Source organism: Kitasatospora phosalacinea, assembly GCF_030268885.1.
Lineage (GTDB): Bacteria > Actinomycetota > Actinomycetes > Streptomycetales > Streptomycetaceae > Kitasatospora > Kitasatospora phosalacinea_C.
Genome location: NZ_BSSA01000011.1, coordinates 23,364 through 36,248 on the forward strand (window position 1 = coordinate 23,364; position 12,885 = coordinate 36,248).

General features: G+C 73.2%; 15 protein-coding genes. 7 read left to right on the forward strand and 8 right to left on the reverse strand.

Translation table 11 applies throughout. From position 1 onward, the window contains the following. Positions 1-16: 16 nt before the first annotated feature. From QSK52_RS17415 to QSK52_RS17435, 5 genes are read right to left on the reverse strand one after another with little or no spacing between them, the layout of a single operon-like run. Positions 17-733, reverse strand: a complete 717-nt coding sequence (locus QSK52_RS17415) for an ABC transporter ATP-binding protein (RefSeq protein ID WP_285737005.1) — start codon at positions 731-733, stop codon at positions 17-19. Beyond that, positions 730-1,515: an ABC transporter permease gene (locus QSK52_RS17420; protein ID WP_285737006.1), complete on the reverse strand. Its 786-nt coding sequence runs from the start codon at positions 1,513-1,515 to the stop codon at positions 730-732. Before QSK52_RS17420 ends, QSK52_RS17415 begins: the two co-directional genes overlap by 4 nt. Then, complete coding sequence (locus tag QSK52_RS17425) at positions 1,512-2,903, reverse strand: ABC transporter substrate-binding protein (RefSeq protein WP_285737007.1); 1,392 nt, start codon at positions 2,901-2,903, stop codon at positions 1,512-1,514. Before QSK52_RS17425 ends, QSK52_RS17420 begins: the two co-directional genes overlap by 4 nt. 11 nt (positions 2,904-2,914) lie before the next feature. Beyond that, a complete protein-coding gene (locus QSK52_RS17430; protein ID WP_033221703.1) occupies positions 2,915-3,142 on the reverse strand; it encodes a 4Fe-4S dicluster domain-containing protein in 228 nt (75 codons plus the stop codon). 44 nt (positions 3,143-3,186) lie between these two features. Beyond that, a complete protein-coding gene (locus tag QSK52_RS17435) occupies positions 3,187-3,951 on the reverse strand; it encodes a GntR family transcriptional regulator (RefSeq protein ID WP_285737008.1) in 765 nt (254 codons plus the stop codon). 212 nt (positions 3,952-4,163) lie between these two features. Between QSK52_RS17435 and QSK52_RS17440 the strand changes: the two genes are divergently transcribed. Further along, entirely contained in the window at positions 4,164-4,541 is a 378-nt protein-coding gene (locus tag QSK52_RS17440) for a VOC family protein (RefSeq protein ID WP_285737009.1), read from the forward strand. Positions 4,542-4,585: 44 nt separating this feature from the next. On the opposite strand, the gene QSK52_RS17445 is transcribed toward QSK52_RS17440, so the two are convergent. Both QSK52_RS17445 and QSK52_RS17450 read right to left on the reverse strand, forming a co-directional pair. Beyond that, positions 4,586-5,296, reverse strand: a complete 711-nt coding sequence (locus QSK52_RS17445; RefSeq protein ID WP_285737010.1) for an MOSC domain-containing protein — start codon at positions 5,294-5,296, stop codon at positions 4,586-4,588. Positions 5,297-5,360: 64 nt separating this feature from the next. Continuing rightward, positions 5,361-6,101 carry a cyclase family protein gene (locus QSK52_RS17450; protein WP_285737011.1) on the reverse strand — a complete coding sequence of 247 codons (741 nt, stop codon included), beginning with the start codon at positions 6,099-6,101 and terminating at the stop codon, positions 5,361-5,363. Between the two features lie 122 nt (positions 6,102-6,223). On the opposite strand from QSK52_RS17450, the gene QSK52_RS17455 reads away from it, so the two are divergent. The 6 genes from QSK52_RS17455 (at position 6,224) to QSK52_RS17480 (ending at position 11,844) form a co-directional block, all read left to right on the forward strand. Then, complete coding sequence (locus QSK52_RS17455) at positions 6,224-6,901, forward strand: UbiX family flavin prenyltransferase (protein WP_285737012.1); 678 nt, start codon at positions 6,224-6,226, stop codon at positions 6,899-6,901. A 118-nt stretch (positions 6,902-7,019) separates the two neighbouring features. Then, positions 7,020-7,481 (forward strand): Lrp/AsnC family transcriptional regulator, encoded by a 462-nt coding sequence (locus QSK52_RS17460; protein ID WP_285737013.1) that lies wholly within the window; start codon positions 7,020-7,022, stop codon positions 7,479-7,481. A 23-nt stretch (positions 7,482-7,504) separates the two neighbouring features. Further along, positions 7,505-8,467 carry a threonine ammonia-lyase gene (locus tag QSK52_RS17465; RefSeq protein WP_285737014.1) on the forward strand — a complete coding sequence of 321 codons (963 nt, stop codon included), beginning with the start codon at positions 7,505-7,507 and terminating at the stop codon, positions 8,465-8,467. A gap of 53 nt (positions 8,468-8,520) precedes the next feature. Next, positions 8,521-9,684 (forward strand): aminofutalosine synthase MqnE, encoded by a 1,164-nt coding sequence (mqnE, locus tag QSK52_RS17470; protein ID WP_285737015.1) that lies wholly within the window; start codon positions 8,521-8,523, stop codon positions 9,682-9,684. Between the two features lie 200 nt (positions 9,685-9,884). Further along, positions 9,885-10,802, forward strand: coding sequence for a L,D-transpeptidase family protein (locus QSK52_RS17475; protein WP_285737016.1), 918 nt, complete (start codon positions 9,885-9,887; stop codon positions 10,800-10,802). Between the two features lie 97 nt (positions 10,803-10,899). Beyond that, on the forward strand, positions 10,900-11,844 hold the full coding sequence (locus QSK52_RS17480) for a beta-ketoacyl-ACP synthase III (protein WP_285737017.1): 945 nt from the start codon (positions 10,900-10,902) through the stop codon (positions 11,842-11,844). A gap of 184 nt (positions 11,845-12,028) precedes the next feature. Here the strand turns inward: QSK52_RS17480 and QSK52_RS17485 are convergent, their stop codons facing one another. Further along, on the reverse strand, positions 12,029-12,670 hold the full coding sequence (locus tag QSK52_RS17485; protein ID WP_285737018.1) for a TetR family transcriptional regulator: 642 nt from the start codon (positions 12,668-12,670) through the stop codon (positions 12,029-12,031). Positions 12,671-12,885 lie beyond the last annotated feature (215 nt).

Sequence of the window (12,885 nt, forward strand, 5' to 3'; positions counted from 1 at the left end):
CTCTCAGGTGGGTTGGTCAGGTGTACTGGGTGAGGAGCAGCGCACGCAGCGCGCTCCGGTCGGCGGCGGGGTCGCGCGGTGCGGGCACCTCGTGCAGGGCGGCCAGGGTGCCGCCGGACAGCACGGCGACCCGGTCGCCGAGCAGCAGCGCCTCGTCCACGTCGTGGGTGACGAAGACGACCGTGCAGCGCTCCTTCTCCCAGACGGTGAGCAGGAGTTGCTGCATCGCGGCGCGGGTCTGCGGGTCGAGCGCGCCGAACGGCTCGTCCATCAGCACGGCCTGCGGGGCACCGGCCAACGCCCGTGCCAGCTGGACGCGTTGGCGCTGTCCGCCGGACAACTCCCGTGGCAGCCGGTCGCCGTGTCCGTCCAGGCCGACCCGGCCCAGCCAGTCGGCGACCGGGGCGCGCCGCTCGGCCCGCTTCAACCCGGCTATCGCCAGCGGCAGTTCGACGTTGCGGCGGACGGTGCGCCAGGGCAGCAGCCCGTCCTCCTGGAAGACCAGCGCCCGGTCGGCGCCGGGGCCGGTCAACGGCCTTCCGTCGGCCAGCAGTTCGCCGCCGGTGGGCCGCAGCAGCCCGGCCAGCGCCCGCAGCAGGGTCGACTTGCCGCAGCCGGACGGGCCGAGCACGGTCAGCACCTCGCCCGGCGCGACGTCCAGCTCGACGTCCCGCAGCACCGGGCGTCCGGGGTGGCCGACGCTCAGGCCGCGCGCGGTCAGTCGCAGGCTCATGCCCCCACCCCCGCCGGAACCGGAGCGGGCAGCCAGCGGGTCAGCCGCCGCCCGAGCAGCTCGACCGCGCCGGAGGTGGCCCAGCCGAGCAGCCCGATGGTGGCCATCCCGACGAACACCCCCGGGTAGTCGAGCACGGTGTACGCCGACCAGGTGCGGTAGCCGACGCCGTACTGGCCGGAGACCATCTCGGCGGAGATCACGCAGATCCAGGAGACGCCCAGTCCGACCGACAGCCCGCCGACCACCCCGGGCAGCGCGCCCGGCAGCACCACGCCGAACAGCACCCGGCCCGTCCCGCCGCCCATCGTGCGCACCGCCTCCTCCCAGCGCGGCGGCACCGCCCGCACCGCGTGCCGGGTGGCCACGGTGACCGGGAAGAACGCGGCGGCGCAGGTGATGAACACGATGCCCTGCTCGTTCTCCGGGAACAGCATGATCGCGACCGGGACGAGCGCGATCGCCGGGATCGGCCGGACCAGCTCCAGCACCGGGCCGATCAGGTCGGCGGCGGTGCGCGAGCGGGCGGTCAGCACCCCGGCGGTGACGCCGAGCACCGCGGCCAGCGCGAAGCCGGTGGAGATCCGCCGCAGGCTGTCGGCCAGGTCCTGCCAGTACACGGCGGTGCCGAGCTGCGCCCTCAGCGCGTCGGCGACCTGCAGCACGGTCGGCAGGTGGTCGAAGCGCACCCAGGCCCGCACCTTCCAGGCGGTGAGCGCCTGCCACAGGCCCAGGAAGCCGAGCAGCGCCGCCACCCGCAGCAGCCTGCGCCGCGCGGTCACGAGGCGTCCAGCGCTTGCTGGTAGGTCAGCTGGACGGCGGAGGGGTGGGCGGCCAGGTAGCCCCTGGCGCCGTCCTCGGTGGTGAAGGGCTTGAAGGCGTCGCCGTCCCGGACCCACCAGTCCTGGTCGGCGAACCAGCGGGTGCCGGTGACCGCGTCGGGCACGTACGCGGCCCGCAGCCTCCCGGCGCCCGCGGCGGTGCCGGCCTTCACGGCCTTGAGCAGGCAGGTCGGGTCGGCGGTCGGACGGGTCGACCGCTCGCCCTCGTACCAGAGCTCCCCGGCCAGCGCGGGGTCGGCGACGGGCCGGTCGCAGACGGCGTCGGTGCCGGTGATCCGGGCGGGCTCGCCGTCGGTGACGCCGGAGTCCTTCAGGTAGGACGGGTCGGTGAAGCGGTCCAGGTCGAGCGCCTTGAGCACGCCGACCGAGGTCAGGAACGGGACGTCCGCGCGCATCGCGTCCAGCAGCCGCTGGTCGAGGGCGGTGGCGAAGGTGGCGATGCCGTTGGGCCCGTTGTACAGGTACACCACCTCGGGCGGCAGGCCGGTGGCCTCGGCGACGGTCTGCGCGGCGGCCAGCGGGTGCTGGTTGAGGTCGCGGGTGGCGGCGTCCTGGGCGCGCAGGAAGGCCCGGACGACGTCGGGGTGCGCGCCGCCGAACTTCTGCCGCACCACCACGCCGTGCAGGGTGGGCCGGCCGAGCGCCGCGCCGTCGTACAGCAGCCGCCCGTCCCCGGCGAACACCACCGCGCCCGGCCAGGCCACGAACTGGGCCAGCGCGTCCACGCTGTGCGCCTTCAACGCGGAGGCGCCGACGGCCGGCTGCTGGTTCTGCTTCTGGACGTCGCCCTCGGCGACCCCGGCCTTGGCGAGGGCCTGCACCAGGGTGCCGTCGGAGGCCGAGCCGACCGAGCTGGAGACCTTCTTGCCCTTCAGGTCGGCCAGCGTGTGCGCGGGCGAGTCCTTCGGTACCACCACGGAGTTGAGCGCGCCGAGCAGGTTGTAGCCGGTCACCGAGACCAGCCGGGTGCCGGGCCCGCCGGCCGCCTGGGCGCGGGAGCCGTTGATCAGCAGCGGGTAGTCGCCCATCGAACCGATGTCGATCTTGTCGGCGAGCATCTGGGCGGTGATCGGCGCGCCCGCGTCGTAGTCCTGCCAGACCACCCGGTAGTGCCGGCCGTCCTGCTTCCCCAGCTCGGCGAGCTGCTGCTCGAAGTAGCCGCGGGCCCGCAGCAGCGTCCCGGCGGTGACGGTGTTGATGGTCTTCGACTGGTAGCCGACCACCACCTCGACGGTCGTGGAGTCACCGCCCGAGGAGCACCCGGCCGCCCCCGCGACCAGTGCCGCGGCTGCCGCTGCGGCGCCCAACTTCCTTGCTGCACCAGACATGTGACGCTTCCTCAACGAATCAGGTAGGGCATGTTGACGGTGACCGCCCCGGTGGGGCAGCGGGCGGCGCACGGGCCGCAGTACCAGCACTCGTCCACGTGCATGTACGCGGTGCCGCTCTGTTCGTCGATCGCCAGCGAGTCCAGCGGGCACATGTCGACGCACAGGGTGCAGCCGGCGATGCACAGCGAGGCGTCGATGGTCACGGGCACGTCGGTGCGGTGCTCGGCGAGCGCCATCGGTCCAACTCCAGGGTGAGGAAGGTCGGTTCGGGTTCGAAAGGTCAGGCGAGATCGCGCAGCAGCCGGCCGCGCATGGCCAGCCGGTCGCCGCGGAAGCGCACGTACTCCAGGTCCACCGGCCGTCCGTCGGCCAGCGTGGTGAGCCGCTCCAGCATCAACAGGGCTGCTCCGCGCGGCACTTCGAGCACCGCGGCGGAGTGCGCGTCGGCGTTGACGGCCTCCAGGGTGATGTCGGCGGCGCCCAGCGGCTGCCCGGCGGCCTCCTCGATCAGCCGGAACACGTCCCGGTGGGCGAGGTCGGCGGGCTCCAGCAGCGCGCCGATGTCCGGCGCCAGGTAGGTCAGGTCCAGCGACAGCGGCAGGCCGTTCAGGCGGCGCAGCCGCTCCACGTACACCACGTCCGCCCCGTCCGGCAGGCCGAACCGGCGGGCCACCGCCCCCGGCGCCCGGACCGGCCCGAACGAGCGGACCTCGTTGACCACTTCGCCGTGCTCGTGCAGGGTCTCGGCCAGGCCCTCCAGCCGGTTCAGCCCGTGCGGCACCTTCTCGGCCGCCACCAGCGTCCCCGACCCGGGCACCCGGCGCACCAGGCCCTCCCCGCGCAGCAGGTCCAGCGCCTGCCGCACGGTGTTCCGGGAGGCCCCGAACTCCTGCGCCAGCGCGTCCTCGTGCGGCAGCGGCCCGGTCCCGAACGCCTCGCTCAGCACCTGCTGCCGCAGCACGTCCGCGACCTGCCGGGCCCGGTCGGCCCGCGGTCGCCTGGCCGTGGCACTGCTCCGGCTGCGAACGGTGTTCTCGCTGGTCATCGGGTCTGCTCCGGCCCTCGGCTGCGCTGTCGGCGGCAACCCTAGGGCCGGTGCGCCCCGGTTTTCGTTGCCGCACCATTACGCCACCTGACGGGCCGTCGGAACCGCCGCCCACCTGCGCGGACGCCCTTCCCGCCGGATGAACCGCCACCCGCCGCACCGATGCGCCATGCTGGGAGGGAACAGCCACCACGAGCGGAACGGGGAGCACGATGATCGGCACACTGCAGTGCGTGGTGCTGGACTGCCACTACCCGGCGGGCCTGGCCCAGTTCTACGCCGGCCTGCTCGGCGGCGAGGTCGACCGCCCCGACCCGCGCTGGACGCTGCACGACAGCTGGTCCACCGTCCACCTGCCCGACGGCCGGGTGCTCGCCTTCCAGCGGGTCGAGGACTACCGCCCGCCGATCTGGCCCGACCCGGCCCACCCGCAGCAGTTCCACCTGGACGTGGACGTCCCCGACCTGGCCGCCGCCGAGGCCGCGGCGGTCGCCCTCGGCGCCGAGGTCAAGGCCCGCCACGAGCGCTGGACGGTGCTCGTCGACCCGGCCGGCCACCCGTTCTGCCTGGTCCCGCACCGGCAGGGCTGAGGTTCGAGGGCTGGGTTCACGGGCTGGGGTTCACGGGCTGGGGTTCACGCCAGCGACAGCGCGTCCCCGACCCGCAGCGGGCCCGGCCGGGCCACCGTCGCCAGCGCCGCCAGCTCGCCGTCCCGCTCGTGCACGACGGTCTTCAGGATCTCCGGCGCGTGCGGCAGCCCGGGCTGCGCCGTCCCCACCATCGCGCACCGCGCGCTGGCCCGGACGAACGCCAGCCGCACCCCGCCCCTGACCCGGCCCTCCCGGCCGCACCAGGCGTCCTCGGTGAACGGCGGCGTGCCCGGCGGGGTGCGCAGCAGCACGTTCGGCCGGAACCGGCGCTCGTCCACCACCGCCGAGGGCACCGCCCGCGCCACCCAGTCCAGCGTCGCCGTGGTCAGCACGCTGACCGGCAGCTCGTCGAAGTGCGAGACCGCGTCCTCGCGGGCCAGCGCGACGTCCTCCTGCTCCAGGTAGGCGCGCAGGAAGGAGTCCGGGTCCGGCACCGGCATGCCCAGCGGGTCGAACAGGTCGGGGCCGTCGATCCGGGAGCCCAGCCGGGCGCTCAGTCGCAGCAGGCCGTCCATCCGGCGGAAGCGCCGGGTGCTCTTCCCCGACCCCAGCTTCCCGGCCCCGTCGCGCACCGCGTACAGGCGGTCGCCGACCAGGCCGCGCTCCTCGACCTCGACGGAGTCGAGCAGCTCGCCGCCCGTGGACTTCACGGGGTAGCGCCACAAGCGCTCGACCACACCGACGATCTCAGGCATGGCGGGAGCCTAGCGGTGCGCTCCCGGGATGGTCTAGACCAAGTCGCGGACGCCGGTGCCGCGTTCAACCGATCCGCGCCACCGCCCGCACCGGCGCCCCGTCCGCCGCCGTCAACCGCAGCGGGAACAGCGACACCTCCACCGGCACCCCCGCCGCCTGCGCCGCCAGCAGCGCCGACAGGTCCGTCAGGTTCTCCGCGATCACCCCGCCGCCCTCCGGCCCCAGCAGCACTCGGTGCGCGGCCAGCGTCGCCTGCTCCGGCTCGGGGTCGTGCTCGTCCGCCAACTCGGCCAGCAGGCTGGCCACTCCGGGGTCGGACGGCCCCGGGTCCGGGGTCGGGTCCACCGAGAGCGCGTCGATGCCCACCGTCCGGACCCCGGTCGCGACGACGGCCTGCGCCGCCTCCTCGGTCAGGTACGGGTGCGCGAAGTAGCGGTCCGTCCCCCAGTACCGCGGCCACCCCGTCGCCAGCAGCAGCACCGTCCCGGGCCCGGAGACCGCCAGCGCGTCCGCGAGGTGCGCCGCCGTGATCTCCCCGCGGGCCGCCAGCCCCCGCAGGTCCACCACCACCGCGGGCCCGGTGAACAGCTCCAACGGCAGCCCGTCCAGCGTCGGCCACCGCACGTCCAGGTGGTAGGGCGCGTCCACGTGCGTCCCGGTCTGCGACCCCAGGTGCACCGCCAGCACGTTCACCCCCTCGCCCTCCACCGTCAGCGCCGCCCGCAACTCCACGTCCGGATCCCCCGGATACACCGGCATCCCGGACACCACCGGATGCGTCAGGTCCACCAACTCCGCTGCCATGCCCCCATTGTGACCCCGCCGGAGGGCCCCGCCAGGGGCCCGGGGAACTCTTCGGCAGACGAGCACGCACCTCAGGGGCCCGCCGTTCCCCGAGCCCCTGACGGGACCTCCACAATGAACCCATGAGTCCCACTCGTGAGCCCTGGGTCGTCGGCGTCTCCGGCGCCAGCGGCACCCCCTACGCCGCCTCCGTGATCCGCGCGCTGCTGGACGCCGGGGAGCCCGTCGACCTGATCGTCAGCCGGGCGGCGCGGCTGACCATCCTGGACGAGACCGGCATCTCCTTCCGCGACGCGCACTGGCGCACCGACCTGGCCGCCTGGCTCGGCACCGACGAGGCCGCGCTGCACGACGTCCGCCACTGGTCCGCGGGCGACTTCGCCGCGGGCCCGTCCTCCGGCTCGTACCCCGCCAAGGGCATGCTGGTCGTGCCGGCGACCACCGGCGCCGCGGCCGGCATCGCGCTGGGCCTGTCCAAGGACCTGCTGCAGCGCACCGCCTCGGTGACCCTCAAGGAGCGCCGCCCGCTGGTCCTGTGCCTGCGCGAGACCCCGCTGACCGGCACCACGCTGCGCCACCTGGTGGCCCTCGACGAGCAGGGCGCGGTGGTCCTCCCGGCCTCCCCGGGCTTCTACGCGGGGGGCTCGACCGCCCGCGAGCTGGTCGACTTCGTGGCCGGCCGGGTGCTCGACGCCGTCGGCGTCCCGCACGGGCTGTACCGCCGCTGGTCGGGCACCCTCGGGGAGGCCGCGAGCACCCCGGCGGGAAGTCCGGAAACCGCCCCGCGCCGGGGCGAGTGAGCGGGGACGCTACGGGAGAGTATGTTCTCTGGGATACCCGGGTTGATCGGCGTACGACGCCTTGGATTCCGGATAATGATCTGTGGTTCCGGTGAGGTTCGGAAGGACGCGGCAGGCAATGGACTCTGTGGACAGACAGCTCATCCAGGCACTCCGGGAGAACGGCCGCGCCTCGTACGCCGAGCTGGGCCGCCTGGTGGGCCTGTCCGGGCCGAGCGTGACGGACCGGATCAACCGCCTGGAGCAGGCGGGCGTGATCACCGGCTACCGGGCGACGGTCAACCCCGCGACGCTGGGCTACGGCGTGACGGCGCTGATCGGCCTGCAGCTCACCGACGCGGCCGACCACGACGACGTCTCGCACCGGCTGAAGGACCTCCCGGAGGTGGAGGACTGCTGGTTCATCGCGGGCGACGACTCCTACATGCTGAAGGTCCGGGTGCCGGACGTGGAGGGCCTGGAGTCGGTGGTCAAGCGGCTGTCCGGCACCAAGGGGGTGGCCCGCACCCGCACCACGGTGGTGCTGTCCACCAAGTGGGAGAACCGGGTCAGCGAACTCCCGCTCCGCCCCGCCGAGTAGACCCCCTCCTGGAGGAAGCCGTCATGTCCCTGGTCGACCTGGAAGACCTGCGCGCCGCCCAGCGCCGGATCGCCGGCACGGCGGTGCGCACCCCGCTGCTGCCCTGCCCGTGGGCGGCCGAGGGCGGGCGGCGGCTCTGGCTGAAGCCGGAGAGCCTCCAGCCGACCGGGGCGTTCAAGATCCGCGGGGCGATGAACCGGCTGGCGGCGCTCACCGACGAGGAGCGGGCCAGGGGAGTGGTGGCCCAGTCCAGCGGCAACCACGCCCAGGCGGTGGCGTACGCGGCGCAGCGGCTCGGCATCAAGGCGGTGATCGTGATGCCCGACACCTCGCCCGCCGTGAAGATCGAGAACACCCGCTCGTTCGGCGCCGAGGTGGTGATCGTGACCGCCGAGGAGCGCGACACCGTCCCGGCCGAGCTGGCCGCCGAGCACGGCTACGTGTGGGTGCCGCCGTACGACGACCCGTACATCGTGGCGGGCCAGGGCACCGTCGGCCTGGAGATCGCCGAGGACGCCCCGGACGAGCTGGACACCGTGCTGGTGCCGGTCTCCGGCGGCGGCCTGATCTCCGGGACGGCCGCGGCGCTCAAGCTGGCCTGCCCGGGCGTCCGGGTGGTCGGCGTGGAGCCGGAGCTCGCGGCGGACGCGCAGCAGAGCCTGCGCGCGGGCGTGCGCACCGCCTGGCCGGTCGCCGACACCTACCGGACGATCGCGGACGGCCTGCGCACCCCGTCGGTCGGCGTGCTGCCGTTCGAGCACATCACCGCGTACGTGGACGACATCGTCACCGTCTCCGAGGACGAGATCCGCGCCACCGTCGCCCTGCTGGCCCGCCGCGGCCGCCTGGTCGCCGAGCCCTCCGGCGCGGTCGCCCCGGCCGCCTACTTCCACCGGGCCGGGGAGCTCGGCGGCCGGGTGTTCGCGGCGGTCGTCAGCGGCGGCAACCTCGACCCCGCCCTGCTGGCCGGTCTGCTGGCTACCTAGGCGTAGTCTCGGTCCCGGCAACGAATCGAAGTCGCAAGGAGGCGGAGCGCCGCATGGACGCAGGGCTCAAGCGCGAGCTGGAGGCGAAGGTCTACGCCGGTGAGCGGCTGACCCGCGAGGACGGGATCGCGCTCTACGCGAGCGACGACCTGGCCTGGCTGGGCGGGCTGGCGCACCACGTGCGGACGCAGAAGAACGGCGACGTCGTCCACTTCAACGTCAACCGCCACCTGAACATGACCAACGTCTGCAGCGCCTCCTGCGCGTACTGCTCGTTCCAGCGCAAGCCGGGCGAGAAGGACGCCTACACGATGCGGATCGAGGAGGCCGTCCGGCTCGCCAAGGCGATGGAGTCGGAGTCGCTGACGGAGCTGCACATCGTCAACGGCCTGCACCCGACCCTGCCGTGGCGCTACTACCCGCGCTCCCTCAAGGAGCTGAAGGCCGCGCTGCCGAACGTCTCGCTGAAGGCGTTCACCGCCACCGAGATCCACTGGTTCGAGCGGATCAGCGGCCTGAGCGCGAGCGAGATCCTGGACGAGCTGATCGAGGCGGGCCTGGAGTCGCTGACCGGCGGCGGCGCGGAGATCTTCGACTGGGAGGTCCGCCAGCACATCGTCGACCACGACACCCACTGGGAGGACTGGTCGCGGATCCACCGCCTGGCGCACGAGAAGGGCCTCAAGACCCCGGCCACCATGCTGTACGGCCACATCGAGGAGCCCCGCCACCGGGTCGACCACGTGCTGCGGCTGCGCGAGCTGCAGGACGAGACCGGCGGCTTCCAGGTCTTCATCCCGCTGCGCTACCAGCACGACTTCCACGACTCCAAGGACGGCAAGGTCCGCAACCGCCTGATGGAGCGCACCGAGATGGCCACCGGCGCCGAGGCGCTGAAGACCTTCGCGGTGTCCCGCCTGCTGTTCGACAACGTCCCGCACGTCAAGGTGTTCTGGGTGATGCACGGCGTCACCACCGCCCAACTGGCGCTCAGCCACGGCGCGGACGACATGGACGGCTCGGTGGTCGAGTACAAGATCACCCACGACGCGGACAACTTCGGCACCCCCAACAAGCTGGGCCGCGACGACCTGCTCGGCCTGATCCGGGACGCCGGCTTCCGCCCGGTCGAGCGCAACACCCGCTACGAGGTCATCCGCGAGTACGACGGCCCGGACCTCGCCCGCCGGGAGACCCCGCAGGCGATGCGCCTCTGAGGACCCGCCACTTCGCGACCCGCGCCCGGTGACCGGTTTCGGCCACCGGGCGCGGCCCGTTCCCCGGGGGCGCGCGGGATGAAGACGCACCATCGGGGCAGGCGGGAGCGCGGAGAAACGTTTCCCGAGCGCGTATGCTCACAGGCTCATCACACGGCCCGGGTTCCGTCGCGTCCCCGAGGTCTGGGAGGATCGTTCGCATGTCCGGTTCCCATCGCGCCGCCTCGCACCGCCGCCCGGCCCCCGCGCCGGCCGACCGGAGCGAGGCCGAGCAGTCCCAGGGCCGAGCCGTCACCCGCCGCAGCCGCCGCAAGGCGAAGCCGCGCCGCGCCCGCAAGCTCACCGTCGGCACCGCCACCCTGCTGGCCCTCGCGGCCGGCTGGTTCACCGTCGGCCCGGGCCGGAACTTCCAGGCGGACACCGCCAGCGCGGCCCCCGACCGCGAGCCCGAGGTCGTCCCGATGCAGGCCGCCGACGCCGGGCAGCACACCGAGGCCCCCGCCGCGGACCGCTCCGACCGGGAGCGGATCACCAGCATCCCGGGCATCGGCGCCGACTGGATGGCCAAGGTCCCCGCGGAGACCGGACAGCTGCTGGTCGCCAGCGGCCAGGGCGTGGACTCCTCGGACAACACCGTCACGCTGTGGACCCGCGCCGCCGACGGCAGCTGGCAGGCCGGCCAGGCCTGGCCCGCCCACAACGCCTTCAAGGGCTGGACCACCGACCACCGCTCCGGCGACCTGCGCAGCCCGATCGGCCTGTTCTCGCTCACCGACGCGGGCGGCCGCAAGGCCGACCCCGGCTCCAAGCTGCCGTACGACGAGAACAAGAACTTCGTGATGTCCGGGCGCGGCTTCAACAACGAACCGCTGGCCGGGTCCTTCGACTACGTGATCGCGATCAACTACAACCGGGTCGAGGGGAGGTCCCCGCTCGACACCACCTACCCGCAGGGCGCGGCCAAGGGCGGCGGCATCTGGCTGCACCTCGACCACGGCGGCCCCACCCACGGCTGCATCTCGCTGACCGAGGACCACATGGTCGAGCTGATCAAGACCCTGGACCCGGCGCTGCACCCGATGATCATGATGGGTGACGCCCAGTCGCTGGCCGCCTGACCGCGCTCCGGTTGTGAGGGCCCTACAGCATCCGGCACCCGATCCTGTGTCGGGCCGTCACCTCCTGACTCACCGGTAACCCGGTTGAGTGGGCAGTATGACCGCCTCCCGCATCGTGGCGCTGGGCCACCACCAGCCGCCGAAGGTCCTGACCAACGACGACCTCTCGGCGCTGGTCGACACCGACGACGAGTGGATCCGCTCCCGGGTCGGCATCCGCACCCGCCACATCGCGGAGGACGAGACCCTGGTCGACCTCGCGGTGGGCGCGGCCGAGAAGGCCCTGGCCCGCGCGGGCACGACGCCCGACCAGGTCGACCTGGTCGCCGTCGCGACCTGCACCGCCGTCGAGCGCAGCCCCAACACCGCCGCCGCCGTCGCCGCCCGCCTGGGCATCCCCGCCCCCGCCGCGTACGAGCTGAACACCGCCTGCTCGGGCTTCTCGTACGCGCTGGCCACCGCCGACCACGCGATCCGGGCCGGGGCCGCGACCCGGGCGCTGGTGGTCGGCGTGGAACGGATGTCCGACATCATCGACTGGACCGACCGCACCACCTGCGTGATCTTCGGCGACGGCGCGGGCGCCGCCGTCCTGGAGGCGGTCCCCGACGAGCGGGCCGGCATCGGCCCGGTGGTGTGGGGCTCCGAGCCGGAGAAGGGCGAGGCGGTCGCGATCAGCGGCTGGAAGCCGGTGATCAGCCAGCAGGGCCAGACCGTGTTCCGCTGGGCCACCACCCAGGTCGCCCCGCTGGCCCGCAGGGCCTGCGAGAAGGCCGGGATCGACCCGTCCGAGCTGCGCGGCTTCGTCGCCCACCAGGCCAACCTGCGGATCATCGACGCCATCGCGGGCAGGCTCGGCCTGGCCGAGGACGCGGTGATCGCCCGCGACGTGGTCGACTCCGGCAACACCTCCGCCGCCTCCATCCCGCTCGCCCTCTCCAAGCTGGTCGAGCGCGGCGAGCTGCACAGCGGCGACCCGGTGCTGCTGTTCGGCTTCGGCGGCGGCCTGGCCTACGCCGGGCAGGTCGTGCGCTGCCCCTGAGCGGCACCCCGCGCGGCGTTCCGGCAGCACGAAGGGGCGGCCGGGAGGAAAAATTCCTCCCGGCCGCCCCTTGCGTCCGTTGAAGGACGGCGCTCCGCGGTACGTCGGCGAACCTCCCCCGAGGCACGGCCGCATCCGACACACCCGGACAGGAACCGGGGCCGAGCGCCGATGGGCTGCTGTCTTACTTCGGCGGCTTCTTTCCGGTGACTCCCAGGTACACCTGGAGCGCCAGGTTGGGCTTGAGGTCCTTGACCTTCACGCCCCACGACGTGAACGCCTTGCCGTGCTCGGCCGCCGCGGCGAGCAACGACACCAGGGCACCGGCGACCGCCGGCGCTTCGACCGTCTTGTCGGTCTTGCCCTGGTTGTTGCGGACCGCTTCGGTGAGCGGGGCCGCCACCGAGTTGAGGACCTTCATGCGGATCTTGAAGAACCGCTTGTCCCCTTCGGCGGCGCCGAGTGTGACCACTCGGAGAATGGCGTCATTCTTGCGCCAGAAGGCGAGGAATCCGTCCACCAGTTCTTCGGAAGTGGTGAAGCCGGTCTTTCCCGCCCAGGACTTTCCATCGACGAGCTCTTTGAGCCCGCCGCTGTCCTCGGCCATTTCCTCGGCGATCTCAAGGACTGCGCCCTCGACATCCGGGAAGTACTGGTAGAAGGTCGCGGGGGAGGTTCCCGCCATACGGGCGACGTCGATGACCTTGACGTCCCGGTACGGCGACGTGCTGAGCATCTCGCGGAGGCAGTCGAGCAGCTTCTGCCGCGTCTCCTGTCCGCGCCGCCCGGCGACGCGACCGTCGACGGTGCGAACTTGTCCTGTCATGTCGTCAGCTTACAGCGGCACGATCTTGGCGCTAATCGGTAGTGCGACTATTAGTCCGGGCGAGGGGGGAAACCGTGCCATTTCCGCTTGAGTTGTTGCCCCCCCGTGTGCTGATGACCCCACAGCGTGACGACAAGTCAGCTGAGGGGGGCGGGGGTCGTTGCGGGCCGGGCCGGAGGGGGCGGTGCGGGGGTGCCGGAGGGGACGGCTCCGGT